14 protein-coding genes and 1 pseudogene are annotated in these 15,405 nt (G+C 72.3%); 12 read left to right on the plus strand and 3 right to left on the minus strand.

Translation table 11 applies throughout. The annotated features are described in order from the left end of the window. Nucleotides 1-84: 84 nt before the first annotated feature. The 7 genes and pseudogenes from GQF42_RS27940 (at nt 85) to GQF42_RS47315 (ending at nt 9,521) form a co-directional block, all read left to right on the plus strand. Complete coding sequence (locus GQF42_RS27940; protein WP_158924334.1) at nt 85-2,172, plus strand: ABC1 kinase family protein; 2,088 nt, start codon at nt 85-87, stop codon at nt 2,170-2,172. A gap of 591 nt (nt 2,173-2,763) precedes the next feature. After that, nucleotides 2,764-5,214 (plus strand): non-ribosomal peptide synthetase, encoded by a 2,451-nt coding sequence (locus tag GQF42_RS27945; RefSeq protein ID WP_158924336.1) that lies wholly within the window; start codon nt 2,764-2,766, stop codon nt 5,212-5,214. Between the two features lie 61 nt (nt 5,215-5,275). Beyond that, nucleotides 5,276-6,280, plus strand: coding sequence for a TauD/TfdA family dioxygenase (locus GQF42_RS27950; RefSeq protein WP_158924338.1), 1,005 nt, complete (start codon nt 5,276-5,278; stop codon nt 6,278-6,280). Nucleotides 6,281-6,288: 8 nt separating this feature from the next. After that, nucleotides 6,289-6,501, plus strand: a pseudogene (locus GQF42_RS46120) (2,3-diaminopropionate biosynthesis protein SbnB); the annotation flags it as partial. A gap of 59 nt (nt 6,502-6,560) precedes the next feature. Beyond that, nucleotides 6,561-8,210: a phosphoglycerate dehydrogenase gene (gene serA, locus GQF42_RS27955; RefSeq protein ID WP_158924341.1), complete on the plus strand. Its 1,650-nt coding sequence runs from the start codon at nt 6,561-6,563 to the stop codon at nt 8,208-8,210. A 52-nt stretch (nt 8,211-8,262) separates the two neighbouring features. Next, nucleotides 8,263-9,036, plus strand: a complete 774-nt coding sequence (locus GQF42_RS27960) for a thioesterase II family protein (protein ID WP_233273490.1) — start codon at nt 8,263-8,265, stop codon at nt 9,034-9,036. Nucleotides 9,037-9,047: 11 nt separating this feature from the next. After that, on the plus strand, nt 9,048-9,521 hold the full coding sequence (locus GQF42_RS47315; protein WP_158924343.1) for a hypothetical protein: 474 nt from the start codon (nt 9,048-9,050) through the stop codon (nt 9,519-9,521). 15 nt (nt 9,522-9,536) lie between these two features. On the opposite strand, the gene GQF42_RS27970 is transcribed toward GQF42_RS47315, so the two are convergent. Further along, nucleotides 9,537-10,520 carry an SMP-30/gluconolactonase/LRE family protein gene (locus GQF42_RS27970; protein ID WP_158924345.1) on the minus strand — a complete coding sequence of 328 codons (984 nt, stop codon included), beginning with the start codon at nt 10,518-10,520 and terminating at the stop codon, nt 9,537-9,539. A 145-nt stretch (nt 10,521-10,665) separates the two neighbouring features. On the opposite strand from GQF42_RS27970, the gene GQF42_RS27975 reads away from it, so the two are divergent. Then, nucleotides 10,666-11,115, plus strand: coding sequence for a MarR family winged helix-turn-helix transcriptional regulator (locus GQF42_RS27975; protein WP_233273491.1), 450 nt, complete (start codon nt 10,666-10,668; stop codon nt 11,113-11,115). On the opposite strand, the gene GQF42_RS27980 is transcribed toward GQF42_RS27975, so the two are convergent. Then, nucleotides 11,078-12,304: a serpin family protein gene (locus GQF42_RS27980; RefSeq protein ID WP_233273492.1), complete on the minus strand. Its 1,227-nt coding sequence runs from the start codon at nt 12,302-12,304 to the stop codon at nt 11,078-11,080. The two genes, GQF42_RS27975 and GQF42_RS27980, sit on opposite strands and share 38 nt — an antisense overlap. Continuing rightward, the gene (locus tag GQF42_RS27985; RefSeq protein ID WP_158924349.1) at nt 12,301-12,708 is read right to left on the minus strand and encodes a hypothetical protein; all 408 of its coding nucleotides are present in this window, start codon (nt 12,706-12,708) and stop codon (nt 12,301-12,303) included. Before GQF42_RS27985 ends, GQF42_RS27980 begins: the two co-directional genes overlap by 4 nt. 252 nt (nt 12,709-12,960) lie before the next feature. Between GQF42_RS27985 and GQF42_RS27990 the strand changes: the two genes are divergently transcribed. From GQF42_RS27990 to GQF42_RS28005, 4 genes are all read left to right on the plus strand, one after another. Continuing rightward, the gene (locus tag GQF42_RS27990; RefSeq protein ID WP_158924351.1) at nt 12,961-13,713 is read left to right on the plus strand and encodes a GntR family transcriptional regulator; all 753 of its coding nucleotides are present in this window, start codon (nt 12,961-12,963) and stop codon (nt 13,711-13,713) included. 406 nt (nt 13,714-14,119) lie between these two features. After that, nucleotides 14,120-14,311, plus strand: coding sequence for an SPOR domain-containing protein (locus tag GQF42_RS27995; RefSeq protein ID WP_055709733.1), 192 nt, complete (start codon nt 14,120-14,122; stop codon nt 14,309-14,311). A 30-nt stretch (nt 14,312-14,341) separates the two neighbouring features. Then, nucleotides 14,342-14,776, plus strand: coding sequence for a (deoxy)nucleoside triphosphate pyrophosphohydrolase (locus GQF42_RS28000; protein ID WP_325100356.1), 435 nt, complete (start codon nt 14,342-14,344; stop codon nt 14,774-14,776). Nucleotides 14,777-14,958: 182 nt separating this feature from the next. Next, a complete protein-coding gene (locus GQF42_RS28005) occupies nt 14,959-15,357 on the plus strand; it encodes an ATP-binding protein (RefSeq protein WP_158924353.1) in 399 nt (132 codons plus the stop codon). Nucleotides 15,358-15,405 lie beyond the last annotated feature (48 nt).

The following is a 15,405-nucleotide window of genomic DNA, read 5'->3' on the forward strand; positions in this document are numbered from 1 at the left end:
GCCGTTGCATGTAGCTGACACATCCCTCGGAACGTGCGGGTGCCCTGCCTAGGGTGGCCCGCGACATACCGAGGGAGTCGTCTCATGACCGTACAGGCCGCCCTGGACATAGCCGGTCCGGCTTTGCCGTTGGTCATCGTGCTGACGACCGTGGCCACCCTCGGCGGGGTCTACCTCTGTGTCCGGGTGGTGTCCAGGAAACTGCTCGGCATCACGATCGGCCCGCTGCGCGCGCTCTTCGCCTGCCTGGTGGCTCTGGGCACGCTGGCCTTCTTCGGACAGATGGTGCCGGAGCAGGAGAACCGCGGGATGCTCGTAGCGGTCCGGATCGCGCTGTCCCTGTTCGCCGCGATGATCGCGATCGCACTCGCCGACGTCTTCCTGCCGCGCGGCAGCTGGGCGCTGCCCCTCCGGCTGCTGCGCGGTGCGGGCGCGCGGATCGGCCGTGCCCGCCGCTACTCGCAGATCAGCCGGATCTTCATGCGCAACGGCCTGGCTCGGCTCGTGCGCAGCCGCTCCCGTCTCGAACAGGCCATGAGCCCGGGGGAGTACGGCGAGCAGTCCGCGCGTGCGCTGCGCACCGCACTTGAGGAATGCGGTGGCGTCTTCATCAAACTCGGCCAGGTGCTGTCCACCCGTCGGGACCTCCTGCCGCCCCATTTCACCGAGGAACTGAGCCGCCTGCAGAGCAGCGCGCCCCCGGCGTCCTGGTCGGAGGTGGAAGCGCTGCTCCGTGAGGAGCTGGGCAAACCGGTGGCCGACGTCTTCGAGTGGATCGAGCACGTGCCGCTGGCCGCCGCCTCCATCGCCCAGGTGCACCGCGCGCGGTTGCACGGCGGCCCCACCGTCGCCGTCAAGGTGCAGCGTCCCGGGATTCGGGAGACCGTCGAGCGTGACCTCGACATCGTGATCGCCGTCAGCGAGGGCATCCAGGCCAGAGCCCGCTCCGCGCGAGCCCTGGGCCTGCGCGAGCTGGGCGATGGCTTCGCCCAGTCCATCCGTGAGGAGCTGGACTTCCGTATCGAGGCCCGCAACTCGCAGGCGGTGGCGCGGGCCTGCGGCGGATTCGAGGCCGACGCGGCCGTGCGCATTCCGCGGGTGTACGACGCGTACACCTCGCCCCGGGTTCTGGTGCAGGAGTGGCTGGAGGGGGTCACCCTCGACCGAGCCCCGGTCGTCGCCGGCAGAAAGGGCCTCGACCGGGAAGTCCTGGCCAGGACCGTACTGGCGGCGGTGCTCCGGCAGATCCTGCGGGCGGGCGTCTTCCACGCCGATCCGCACCCGGGCAACACCCTGCTGCTCGACGACGGCCGGATCGGAATGATCGACTTCGGCTCGGTGGGCAGGATCGGCCCCCCGACGAGAGTCGCCATCCAGGAACTCCTCGTCGCCGTCGACCGTGGCGACCCGGCCAGGCTGCACGACGCCCTGGTCGCCCTGCTGGGCACGCGGGCTACGACGAACGAGGAGTTCCATCCCGACCCTCTGGTCCTGGAACGGGAGCTGGGCAGGTTCATGGCCCGGCATCTGGGGGCCGGCACCCCGCCGGACTCCGAGGCGTACACCGCCCTGTTCCGGATGCTGTCCCGGTTCGGGCTCGCCGTGCCACCGGAGGTCGCCGCGGTCTTCCGGGCCCTGGCCACCATGGAGGGCACCCTGGCCCAGCTTGCCCCCGGCTTCGACCTGTTCACGGAGGCACGCGGCTTCGCCGTGGAGATGCTCACCGAGGAACTGCGGTTCCGTAGGCGCGGGACCCGAACCGACAGCCGTGGCGTCGGCGAGGACGGCTTCGCGCTGCCGGGCTTCCCGTCCTTCGCGCAGAGCGCGGCTCACGAGTTCCTCTCCATGCTGCCGATGCTGCGTCGGCTGCCCCGGCGGGTCGAACGCATCAGTTCCGCCCTGGAGGAGGGGCGCCTCGGCGTGCGGGTGCGCGTCTTCGCGGACGATCGCGAACGGCGCTTCGTCACGGGCCTGCTGCACCAGCTGACCGTCACCCTGCTGGCCGCCTGCACCGGCCTGATGGGGGTGATGCTCGTGGTGTTCGGCACCCGGCGGGGACCACATGTCACCGCGCAACTGGAGCTCTACCCGCTCCTCGGCTACCACCTGCTTGCGGTGAGCGCGATCCTCATGCTGCGGGCCCTGTACACGGCGATGCGCCGGATACCGTGAATTTCCGGACCCGGAATTCTCTGATGTCCACTAACTGCCATTGGAGGGCGTCGTCGCCGGGATCACTCCGGTGTGCGCGCCGGTGAAGGTGCGGCGCGGGTGGGACGGATGGCAGGTGAATGCCGACGGGTGTGGCCAACTCTCTCTGGTTTGACATGTGTTGCCCGGCGTGTACGAGAGTTGCAAACCGTGCGACGTGCCCTTCCATTCTCCTCTTTCAATTATTCGAAGTGTGGTCCGATATTCCGGCCCGGAATCCCTTGTCGAAGTGAACCCCAGTGCTTATGGTCGACTTCGGTATCGCCCGGAATCCAGAGTGGGAAGAACGCGAGGCTCGCACTCGAAGGACTCGCCGGCCGGTGGAGCCCGACGGCGTCCGCCGGCACTACGGACGGCGAGTCCTTCGAGTGCGACACGCTGAGGACCCGTCGTACAGGACTGTCCCGGGTCGGCGACGCCCACCGTCCCTCGGACCCGGCGTCCCTGACCTCCCTGATGCTCCACGTCGTCCGCCGATGTCCGCCGACACCCCTGTACCTCCGATTCCCCGATTCCCCGGATCCCTGCCGACCGGCCTCACAGGAGAGAGCGATGACGATCACTGGAGCACCTCAGCGGCTGATTCCGCGGTGGGTTCCGCCGGGTGGTGTCCCCGAGGGAGCATCGGAGCGGGCCGAGCTGACGCGGCAGGTCCCCGTCCGCCTCGCGGCCCGGACCCGGCTGCTGGCCAGGCGTTCCGCGGCCGGCTGGGAGGCGGCCCTCGTCGCCGCCCACACAGTGGTCCTCTCCGCGCTCAGCGGCGAGTCCGCCCTGGTGACCGGCTACCTCCCGCCGGCCTCCGCCCTGGAGTGCGCGCCCCAGCCCCGCGCCCTCACCCTCCAGGACGCAACGTGGCGCGAGCTGCTCGCCACGTCCGAGCGCGCGGCCGGGACGCCCGCCGACGGCGCCTTCGAGACCGTCCTCGACCTGGGTCACCTCGACGGCCCCCCGGCGCGGCCCGCGCCGGACACCGTCCTGACCACGAGCCTGCGGTACGGGCCCGACGGACCGGCGCTCCTGCTGAGCTACCGGACGGATGTCCTGGACGCCGAGGCGGCCGACCGCATTGCGGGGTACTACCTGACAGCGCTGGAGCAGATGGCGGCCACACCCGACGCCCCGAGCCGTGGCCGGGTCCTGCTCTCCGAAGCCGAGTACCACCACCAGATCCACGAACTGTCCGGGCCGGCGCGGGAGATACCGGACCGCCGCTTCCACGAACTGTTCGAGGAGCAGGTCGCGCTCAGGCCCGCGGAGACCGCCGCCGTGCAGGGCGGCGTGAGTCTGACGTACGCGGAGCTGAACGCGCGCGCCAACCGGGTCGCCCACGCCCTGCTCGGCCGGGGCCTGGCCGCCGAGTCGGTGGTCGCGGTGGTCACCGAGCGCAACCTGGACTGGCTTGCCGCGGTCATCGGCGTCCTCAAGGCGGGGACGGCGTATCTGCCCATCGAGCCACAGGCGCCGGTCGACCGGATGGCCAGGACGCTGGAGCGCAGCGGCTGCGCGCTCGTCCTCACCGAGAGCGCCGCCCTCACCGAGGGCGGCGGCCCGGGGCACCTGGAGCAGGCGGCCCCGGCCGGCCTCGAACTCCTCACCGTCGCCGATGCGTACACGGAGGGCCACGCCGAGAGCAACCCCGCCGTGCCCGTCGCGGCCGACCAACTCGCCTATCTGTACTTCACCTCGGGCTCGACCGGCGAGCCCAAGGGCGCGATGTGCGAGCACGCGGGCTTCGTCAACCATCTCTACGCCAAGATCGACGACCAGGGGATCGGCGCGGGACAGGTGGTGGCCCAGACCGCCCCGCAGTCCTTCGACATCTCGCTGTGGCAGCTCGTCGCCGCCCTGGTCGTCGGCGGCCGGACGCTGATCATCGAGCAGGAGTCGATTCTCGACGTCGACCGCTACCTCGACGTCGTCGAACAGGGCGAGGTCGCGATCCTGCAGGCCGTGCCCTCGTACCTGGAGGTCGTGCTCGCCCGCCTGGAGGCCCGGCCGAGGGAACTGCCCGCGCTGCGCTGCGTCTCGGTCACCGGTGAGGCGCTGAAGAAGGAACTGACCGTGCGCTGGTTCGCGCGGTTCCCGCACATCGCCCTGATGAACGCCTACGGCCTGACCGAGACCTCCGACGACACCAACCACGAGGTGATGACCTCGGTACCGGTCTGGGACTCGGTCCCGCTGGGCCCGGCCGTCGGCAACGTCTCGGTGTACGTCGTCGACGAGGAACTGCGCCCGGTGCCGCTCGGCGCGCCCGGAGAGATCGTCTTCTCGGGTGTGTGCGTGGGCCGCGGCTACGTCAACGACCCGGAGCGCACCGCCCAGGCGTTCGGCGAGGACCCGCACCGACCCGGTCAACGACTTTACAGATCGGGCGACTTCGGCCGCTGGCTGCCCGGAGGTTCGCTCGAGTACCTCGGACGCCGTGACGCGCAGGTCAAGATCCGCGGCTTCCGGATCGAGATCGGCGAGATAGAGAACCAGCTGCTGCGGCTGCCCGGGGTCCGCGATGGCGCCGTCGTGGTCGTGGAGAGCCCCGACGAGGGCCGCCACCTGGTCGGCTTCCAGACCGGCTCCGCCGAACCCGCCGAGGCGCTGCGCGAACGGCTCGTGAGGGCACTGCCCGCCTACATGGTGCCGCGCAGGCTCGAGCGCCTGACGACGCTGCCGCTGACCCCCAACGGGAAGACCGACAAGCGCGCGCTGGTCGCCCTGGCGGCGGAACTGGCCACGCGGCACGGGGAGAAGCGGTACGAGGAGCCGAGTACGGGCGCGGAGCGACGCCTCGCCGCGGCCTGGGAAGAGGTCCTGCGGCTGCCCGCGGGCCGGATCGGACGCACCGACAACTTCTTCGACCAGGGCGGCACTTCGCTCTCGGCGGTGCAGCTCGTCGTGCGGATGGAGCGGGCCTTCACCCTGCGCGACGTACACCGCAACCCCCGGCTCGCCGACCTCGCCGGACTTCTGGCACCGGCCGCCGAGGGCCCTGGGCCCGTCAAGTGATCGCGAGTGCGTTCCCGCAGTGCGCCAGCCCCCGAAACGACGACAAGGAAATGACCGGACGATGGACGTGACGTCGCAGGCGGCGCAGACCGCGCCGCTCGAAGTGATCAGGACCGAGGGCAGCCCGGCCGTACACCACCTCGACGGCCCGGCACCCGCCGACCCCGCTGTCTGGGTCACCGAGCACCGCTCGCGCCTGCGCGCCACGGTGGCCGAGCACGGGGCCGTCCTGGTGCGGGGTCTGGGCCTGCGCGACGCGGACACCGTCGCCCGGGTGGGCCGGGCCTACCTGGACCGGGTCGTCACCGAGCGCGAGGGCTTCGCGCCGCGCCGGCTCCTGGCGGACGGAGTCCACTCCTCTTCCGAGTGGCCCGCGCACCAGCCGATGTGCATGCACCACGAGCTGAGCTACGCCCACGAAGTTCCCGGCACCCTGCTCTTCGCCTGCCTGACTGCGCCGGAGTCCGGCGGGGTGACCGGCGTCGCGGATTCCCAGGCCGTGTTGGAGGCGCTCCCCGCCGGCCTGGTCGCCCGCTTCGAGGAGGAAGGCTGGCAGCTCACCCGCGCCTATACGGACACCGTCGGGGTGGGCCTCGCCGACTCGTTCGGCACCGCGGCCCGGGCAGCCGTCGAGGCCTACTGCGATGCGGGCGGCATCACGTACGAGTGGCAGAGTGACAGCGAGCTGCGCACGCGGCAGCGGGCCGCCGCCGTGCTCCGTCACCCCGGCAACGGGCGCCGGGGCTGGTTCAACCAGATCGCCTTCCTCAACGAGTGGACCCTGGACCCGGCGATCAGGGAGTACCTGACGTTCGAGTTCGGGGTGGACGGGCTGCCGTTCAACAGCCTGCACGGCGACGGCACGCGGCTCGACGAGGAGACGGTGGTCACCATCAACGACGTCTACGAGAAGCACACCCTCCGCGAGCCCTGGCGCAACGGCGACCTGATGGTCGTGGACAACCTGCGGATGGCCCACAGCAGGGAGCCGTACGAAGGGGACCGCGAGATCGCGGTCGTCCTCGGCGACCCGGTCACCGGCCTGCCGCTGCCCAAGGGCCACTGACCCCGTTCGACGGGACGCTCTTCGACGTCCTGGAAGGCCGTCTCGAGCCGCCCGCCGACCGGCCCGTGATCTTCTCCCCCTTAGGCCTCGGCGTGCTGGACACGGCTCTTGGCAGGTACGTGCACGACCAACTGCGGGATGAGGGCCGGCTCCGCATCGTCGACGGCTCCTTCCACGAGCTCGACCGCTACGGGAACCGGGGCGTGCGGGCGCGCCCGTGAGGACGGGCAGCCCCACCCGCGAGAGGCGAGACACGAGACGCGAGACAGGAGTCACCGCGATGGACAAGCCGACGCAGACATCAACGGAGTCGACGCAGTCCGCGGAGCCGACGGACAAACCGGTCGTCCTGATCACCGAGGAACTCTCCCCGGCCGCCGTCATCGCCCTGGGACCCGACGTCGAGGTCCGGCGCTGCGCGGGCACCGACCGGGCCGCGCTGCTCGAGGCGCTACCCGGGGCCGACGCGGTACTCGTACGCAGCGCCACACGGATCGACGCAGAGGCGATCGCGGCCGGATCCCGGCTCAAGGTCGTCGGACGGGCCGGGGTGGGCGTCGACAACGTGGACGTGCCCGCCGCCACCCGGGCGGGCGTCATGGTGGTCAACGCGCCCACGGCCAACGTCGTCAGCGCCGCCGAACTGACCGTCGGCCTGCTGCTCGCGGTGGCGCGGAACATCCCGCAGGCCGGAGCCGCACTCAGGGAGGGTCACTGGCAGCGCAGCCGGTTCACCGGCGTCGAGCTGTCCGGCAAGACCCTGGGCATCATCGGCCTGGGCCGCATCGGGTCCCTGGTGGCCCAGCGAATGAGGGGCTTCGACATGCGGCTGCTTGCGTACGATCCGTACGTCCGGGCGGGAAACGCCTCCCAGGCCGGTGTGCGCATGACCGGGCTCGACGAACTGCTCGCCGAGTCCGACTTCCTGACGGTCCATCTGCCCAGGACGGCCGAGACGACGGGCCTGATCGGTTTCGACGCCCTGCAGCGGGTCAAGCCAGGAGTCCGCCTGGTCAACGCGGCCAGGGGCGGAATCGTGGACGAGACCGAGCTGTACGCCGCGCTCAAGGAGGGGCGGGTCGCGGGCGCGGCCCTCGACGTGTTCGCCACCGAACCGTGCACCGATTCCCCGCTCTTCGAGCTGGACAACGTGGTTGCCACCCCGCACCTCGGGGCGGGGACCATCGAGGCACAGGCACGCGCCGGCGTGGCCGTGGCCGAGTCCGTACGGCAGGTGCTGGCGGGGCGGTGCGTGCCCGAGGCGGTCAACGTGCACATGGGTACGGTCGACGGTGAACTGGCCCCGTGGCTGGCGCTGACCGAGCAGTTGGGGCGGTTGCTCACCGCGGCCGCCGCGGGCCTGCGCGGAAAGCTCCTGGTGAAGGTGGCGGGGGAGATCACCGGGCAGGACACCACCGCGCTGGAGCTGGCCGCGCTCAAGGGCGCACTCAGCGGTGTGGTGCAGGGGGACGTCTCCTATGTGAACGCTCCGCTGCTCGCCCAGGAGCGCGGCGTCGGCTCGGAGCTGCTCAGCGCTCACGCCGGTGCCGCGCCGCACCACAGCCTTGTCACGGTGTCCGGCGCGCTGCCCTCCGGTGAGGTGGTCTCCGTGTCGGGGACGCTGGCCGGGCGGGGCGCGGGCGGGCGCCTGGTGGAGGTGTGCGGCTTCGAGGTGGACCTGGCGCTCGCCGGGAGCATGGCGTTCTTCCGTGCCCCGGGCGGTCGGAGCCTGGTCGGCGCAGTAGGCGCGGCGCTCGGCGGGACGCCCATCGACGCCCTGCAGATCGCGCACGGCGCCCCGGTGGCGAACACCGGGAACGAGGTCCTGCTCGCGCTGAACGTGGGCCGCCCCGTCACACGGGAACTCCTGGACGAGGCGGCCCTCAGCATCGACGCGACCCACAGCTGGTCGCTGGACGAGACCGCGTGAACGGTGTGCCCGAGGCATACGATGAGACAGGTACCGACGAGGTGGGGACGACGTGGGTGACAGCGTGAAGGCGAGCGTCGACAGCGCTCGCTGGTTTCGCAGGTACGGGGAGTTCAGGCAGGCACCGCCGCGCCGCCGTCTGGTCGTCCTTCCGCACGCGGGCGGCTCCGCGAGCTTCTACCACGGCTGGGGCGCCGCCTTCGACGAGGGTACGGAGGTGCTGGTGGCACGGTACCCGGGGCGCCACGACCGGCTGACCGACCCGTGCGTCCACAGCATGGACGCGCTCGCCGACCACGTCACCGGCGCACTGCTGCCGTGCCTGGACGTACCGGTGACGCTCTTCGGCCACAGCATGGGAGCCTCGCTCGCCTACGAGGTGACGCTGCGGCTGCAGAGCGAGCACTCCGTGCGGCCCGCCGCCCTCCACGTCTCCAGCCGCAAGGCTCCGCATCGGCTGACTCCGCGACGCCTCGACGAACAGGGGGACGAGGCGCTGATCGCCGAACTGCGCCGGCTCGGTGGAACCGACACCGAACTGCTCGACGACCCGGACCTGCGCGAACTCGTTCTGCCCGCGCTCCGGGCGGACTTCACCGTCGTCGGTACCTACGGACCACGTGACGCCGCTCCGGTCGACTGCCCCGTCCACGCGTACGTGGGCGACGCGGACCCGTCCATGTCGGCCCACGACATGGAGTCCTGGGCCGATGTGGCCCCCCGGGGATTCCAGCTGCAGGTGCTGCCCGGCGGCCACTTCTACCTGGTCGACGAGCACGAAGCCCTGGTACGCGCAGTCACCGAACAGCTGTCGGCCATTCCCTGAGACAACGGTGAGTGCCCCCCACATCGGCGCTGCACGTGGAACAGCGTCCGGGACTCCGGGAGCGGCTGCGCGGCGGTCGGTGCCCCTTCCGGCTGCTCGGCCGCGACGGGGCGGTAGGCGGTGCGGTAGTGGCTCGCCAGGGCGTGCTCGGCCGTAGCCGTCTCCCCCTCGGCTCCGGCCTCGCTCAGTGCGGCGCCACCCGGGTCGAGGCGCGGATCGGTGACCTCCGCGACCGTGGGGTGCGCTCCGTCGTCCGAGTCCGATCAACTCGTCTCCGCCTCCGCCTCCGCCGCCACCGCCTGACGGCCTGGCTGGCGGGCATCGCCATCACCCTGCTGGTCCGCGCGGCGCGGGGAGTGGGACCGGAGCACGGCCTCGCGGGCAACGCCGACCCGGCGGCCGTGCCGGTCGCCCTGGGCGGCGTCAGCGTGCTGTGGGCGGTGACCCGGTGGCGCGAGCGCCGCCCACGTACGCCGGCCGGGTAGGGCCGGACCTCCGGATCACATCCCCGTCACCCGTGCCACCGTGAACGGCGGGGTCGGCGTCCCCGGGCCCATGGGGCCGCCCTTGTCGAACTGGGAGCGGACGACGAGGAGGCCGTGGGGGGTGTGGGCCAGGGTGGTGGGTATCTGCAGGACGGGGTCGGTCAGGGTGCGGGTCAGGCGGGCCTTCGTGCCGTCGGCGGACAGGCGCCAGCGGGTGAGGGTATTGGTCAGGTTGTGGGCGGCCCACAGGGTGCGGTGGGACAGCTCCAGACCGTCGCCGTGCTTCAAGTCGCCGCCGTGCAGGGTGACTTGGCGGACCGAGCCGTCGCGCACGTCGACCCGGTACAGGCCGCCGCCGGTCATGTCGACGGCGAACAGCAGGCGTCCGGTGGGGTCGGCGGCGATGCCGTTCAGGGCGTAGCCGTCCGGGCCGTGCGGCGGCACCACCCCGCTCAGGTCGAAGTGTGCGGTCAGCGGCGCTCGTCCGCCGCGGGCGCGGGCCAGGTCGGCCGGGGTGATCCGGTAGATCACCGGCCGTACGCTGTCGGTGGCGTACACCGTGCCGTCCGCGGTGACCACGAGGTCGTTCAGGAAGCGCGCGTCGCCCTGCGGCACCTCGAAGCGGGCCAGCAGGGAGCGGGTGCGCAGGTCGTGGACGTCGATGCCGGTGGTGTGGTCGATGACCCACAGGCGGCCCGCCCGGTCGGCCTTCAGGCCGTTCGCCGTCGTACGGCCGTCCGCGCCCGCCGGCAGGAAGACCTCGGCGGCGCGGCTGCCGGCGGCGGCGCGGTAGACCGCACCGTTGGTGAACGAGCCGACGTACGCGTCGCCCGTGCGCGGGTCGAGTGTGATGCCCTCGGGGTAGGCCCGGTCGTCGGGGAGGGTGAAGGCGGTGGAGATGCGGGGACCGGTGGCCGCGGTCGCCCTCGGCGCGGCCACGGCCACGGCCGCGGCGGCCGTGCCGGTCAGGAAGGTACGGCGGTGGATCGAACGGGACACGGCAGCGCCTCTCGATTCGCTTGCTCACGGTATGACGAATGCAAACCTAGGTTAGAACTCTAATCATCGCCAGTGCATTAATTATCGATCGCGCAGACATCTCCGTCGGCGTACGCATCATCGGGCAGGCATTAACCTGGGCCGGGTGACCTCCCTGCCCGCGTCCGAGCGCCTTGGCTCCCACCTGAAGCGGGCCGAGCAGGCCCTCAACGCGACCAAGACGGCGGTCCTGAAACCGGCGGGCCTCACCGTCGCGCAGTACGCCGCGCTGCTCCACCTCGACGAGCACCCCGGCATCTCCGCGGCGGCCCTGGCCCGGCTGTGCGGGGTCACCCCGCCGACCATGAACACGGTCCTGAAGAACCTCCAGGACCGCGACCTGATCGTCCGCAGCCCGCACGAGTGGCACAGGAACGTCCTGGAGACCCGCCTCACGGACGCGGGCCGCGCCGTCATGGCCGAGGCCGACGCGGCCGCGGTACGCGTCGAGCGGGCCCTCGGCGCGGAGTTCACCGCGGCCGAGCGCGACACCCTGACCGGGCTGCTGGCCCGCTGCGTCAGAGTCCTGGAGGAACAGCGCCCGGAAAGCCGATGACGGGCTCCGGCGCGGGCTCCGTCACCCAGCCCGCAACCAGCACCAGCCGGGACTCACGGTCGACGGCGAGGAAGCCGAAGGGGCGGTCGAAGACGGCCCGGACGACCGTCGACTCGTAGTCGTGGCGGTACTGCGGCGGCGCACTGCCCGGCGCCGCCAGCACCGCCGTCACCGCCGCCGCCCGGAAACCCAGCGGGCCGAACTGCGCCAGCGCCGACTGCTGGGCCGCGCCGACGGCGAGCGGGTAGGTGCTGATGCCGGGGAAGTGGGCCTGGCGGGCGTCCGTCGTCGCCGCCAGACCGAACAGGGGGGCCAGGGCGAGCAGATCGTGGTCCGCGCGCACCTCGTACGCCACCGTCCGCACGTCCAGCGTCGGCGGCTCCGGCGCGACCGACGGCTGCTGCTCCACGTACAGGCCCGGCCCCACATGCCCGTGCGGCAGCAGACCGCCCCCGGTGAGGGGCAGCGCGCGCTCCACGATCCCGACCCCGGCCGCGAGCACCTGACCCGGCGCCATGTGCTCCTCGCCGAGCACGAGATGGACGTCGACGCCGTTGTCGCCGGGGACCGTCAGCGCCGTGACGAAACCGTCGGACGTGCCCGTCACACCCACCCGGTCGGGCCGTGGGCCGCGCCGGTGCAGCCCGCGCAGCGTCCGGCCCTGCCAGGGGCCGTTGTCCGGCCTGAGCGGCAGTTCGCCGAAGGGCTGCCGCCAGGTCGTGCGCAGCGCGAGCGCGCCGGCCAGCACCATCCGGGCGTCCCGGGTCAGCGTCACCGGCATGCGCTCGACCAGCCCACCGGTCCGCTCCGCCGCCCAGGCGTCCAGCCGCTCCTGCGCCGTGACGAGGTCGTCGCCGAACACCCCGTACGTTCCGGCCGGCAGCCCGGCCCGCCACTCGTCGTGCAGGGCCAGCCCCTGGTGCGTCCACAGGCCGAGCGCCGCGTCCAGGCCGGACACCGACGCGAGCGCGGCCAGCAACTCCCGTGCGGCACCCGCCGCTTGACCGGCGGGCACGCCCAGCGCCCCGGCCAGCTCCGCGCGCGCCGGGCCCGTCGCGCCGTCGGCCAGGAAGCCCAGCAGGGGCCAGACCCCGGGCGCGGAGTAGACCGTGCCCGCGGGCAGGGCCTGCGCCCAGCGGGCGGTCAGCCCGTTCACCCGGTGGACCGTCTCGGCGCTGACCTTGCTCACTCGTTGCTCTCCCACGCGTTGTTCACAGGTTCGTCGTTCGGGTCCCCGGTCGGCACGCCGTGCGCCGCGGCGGGCAGTCCCGCCGCCCACTGCGGACACAGCTCGAGCGCCCGCCTGGTCCACAGGCCCACGGTGGTGTCCACGTCGGGGAGGGCGGCCGGCGCGCCGAGCAACTGCCGTGCCGCGCCCGCCGCCTGATCCGCCGGCAGGCCGAGGGCCTCGCTCGGCTCCGCACGCGCCGGGCCTGTCGCGCCGTCGGCGAGGAAGGCCGACAGGGGCCACACACCGGCCGCCGAGAAGACCGTGCCGTCCCGCGCGGTCGCCGCCCAGCGCCCGGTGAGCCCGTTCACCGCCCGTACGACCTCGCCGCCCACCCGGCTTCCCGGCAGGATCCCCGCCCGCATTCCGCCCCCGTTCCGCCGATGCCCGGCTCAGGAGCACCGTACCGGGGCCCACGCCCCGGCCCGCCGCGCCCCCGTGCGCCGTGACCGCGCCGCCGCCAGGTGTGAGCGCGCCCATACGGGGGAGAAAGTGCCTGGGTAAAGCCCTCCCCCGCCACTTGTCATCACATCGAGTGATTCTCTGGCCTTTACTTGCATGGCACAACCCACGGTTGCCACGCTGTTGCTGTCTGTACAACCTGATGGGAGCGGCCAGTGACTTTCGGTGAGCAGCCGGCGTATCTGCGCGTCGCGGGTGATCTCCGCAAGAAGATCGCCGACGGTTCGCTGCCGCCCCACACCCGCCTCCCCTCCCAGGCGCGCATCCGCGAGGAGTACGGCGTCTCGGACACGGTCGCGCTGGAGGCCCGCAAGGTGCTGATGGCCGAGGGGCTGGTCGAGGGCCGCTCCGGGTCGGGGACGTACGTGCGCGAGCGGCCCGTGCCCCGGAGCGTGGCCAGGTCCGGATACCGCCCGGCCGGCGGGGCCACGCCCTTCCGGCAGGAGCAGGCCGACGCCGCGGTGCGCGGCACCTGGGAGTCCAGCAGCGAGCAGGCCGAGGCCGGGGCCGCCATCGCCGAGCGGCTCGCCATCCAGGCCGGCGACCGGGTCATGCGCACCAGGTACCTGTTCCGGGAGGCCGGTGAGCCGATGATGCTCTCCACCTCCTGGGAGCCCCTCGCCGTCACGGGCCGCACTCCGGTGATGCTGCCCGAGGAGGGGCCGCTCGGCGGCATGGGTGTGGCCGAGCGCATGCGGGCCATCGACGTCATCGTGGACAACGTCACCGAGGAGGTCGGCGCCCGTCCCGGTCTCGCCGAGGAGTTGCACGTGCTCGGCGGGGTCCCCGGCCATGTGGTCCTCGTCATTCAGCGCACGTACTACGCCTCCGGCCGCGCGGTGGAGACCGCCGACGTGGTGATCCCGGCGGACCGGTACCGGGTGGCGTACCACTTGCCGGTGCGGTGAGGCGGCGTACGGCGTCCTCGTGGGCGACTGTCCCGTGGCGCGCGCCCCTTTGAGTGAGGTAGCGCACACCCCTGAAGCCGTACACGGACGGATGTCCGGCCGCGCGCCTGCGGCAGGCCCCCGGCATGCCGCCGCGATCCGGCCGTTTTCCCAGGTGGTCAGGGGTCACTCGGGCATGCCTGCGACGCGCGCCGACGGCGTCGACGACGGCGCGTTCGCGTGCGTGCGCCCCTGGCGTTCTGGCTGGTTGCGTACCTCTTTGTGAAAAGGCGTATTCGCTGCGTAAAGGTTGGGCGTACGCTCGGGCATATGCGGATTGCGGTTTCCTTAGGCGGGGCTCGGTGGGGGCCCGAGGCAGGAAGCGGGTGGGGCGGTGCAAGAAGGAGCTTCGGGGGCGGTGGGAGCCATGAGTGAGGGGACGGTCTCCCTGCCCTGGATCGTGATACGGCAGGACGACAACGGCAATCGCTACCGCGTCGGGCGGTACGCGACCCGGGCCGAGGCCCAGAAGATCGCCGACAGCCTCGACGACCGGGGGCACAAGCAGCTCTACTGGGTCGAGCGCATAGGCCAGAACGGGGACGGCGCACGCAACTGACCCCCGGCGGCCTCCCGTAGGCTCCGCCTCATGACGCCGAGCACGCCCATGACACCGAGGACGGACCGGATCGTGGTGGTGGGGGCCGCCCTGCTCGACGGTGGCAGACTGCTCGCCGCCCGCCGCAGCGCGCCCGCGGATCTGGCCGGGCGCTGGGAGCTGCCCGGAGGCAAGGTCGAGCCGGGCGAGCGCCCCGAGGACGCCCTGGTGCGCGAACTGCGCGAGGAACTGGGCGTCGACGCCGAGCCGGTCGAGCGGGTGCCCGGCCAGTGGCCGCTGCGTGCGCCGTACGTCCTGTGGGTGTGGACCGCCCGCCTGCGCCCCGGCTCGGCCGTGGCCCGGCCCCTGGAGGACCATGACGAGCTGCGCTGGTTGACCCCGGCCGAGATCTGGGACGTCCCCTGGCTGGATCAGGACGTCCCCGCCGTCCACGCGGTCACCCCGTATCTCGCCGCCACCCGTTGAGCATCGCGTGCATCCCCCGAGCCGCGCGTGCGCCGGTCACTGCTATCCGCCGAGCGGGCGTACGCCGTTCGTGCCACGGTGCGCCCCGTCGCACGGTACTGCCCTCTGAATATCGGGTATGTGCCCATTAACCCCACGAAACCGGACATGGGTGGGCTCACTGTCCTGGGAAGTGATCGGGCGTGATCGACACCGTTGGCGACGGCGCCGAGTGGACCTTTCCCGCGGAACCGGGCGCCGTGCACACAGCGCGCGCCGCGGTACGCGGTCAGTTGCACGGCTGGGATCTCGACTGCCTCGCCGATCTGGCCGTGTTGCTGGTCAGCGAGCTGGTCACCAACTCGCTGCGGTATGCCACCGGACCCATCGGCGTACGGCTGGTACGCCCTGATGGGCTGGGCGGGACGCTGCTGGTGGAGGTCTCCGACCCGCTTCCGGACCCGCCGCGCGAGCGGGTCGCCCATCCCGAGGACGAGGGCGGGCGCGGCCTGCAACTGGTCGCCGGCTCCTCACGCCGCTGGGGCACCCGGCCCGGCGCCGGCGGAAAGACCGTCTGGTTCGAACTGGCGGTGCCCGGGTGACGCATGGGAACGGGTGACGGGGGAGCGGGAGTGACGCGGGAGCACTCG

Origin of the sequence: Streptomyces broussonetiae (assembly GCF_009796285.1) — a bacterium.
GTDB classification, from domain to species: domain Bacteria; phylum Actinomycetota; class Actinomycetes; order Streptomycetales; family Streptomycetaceae; genus Streptomyces; species Streptomyces broussonetiae.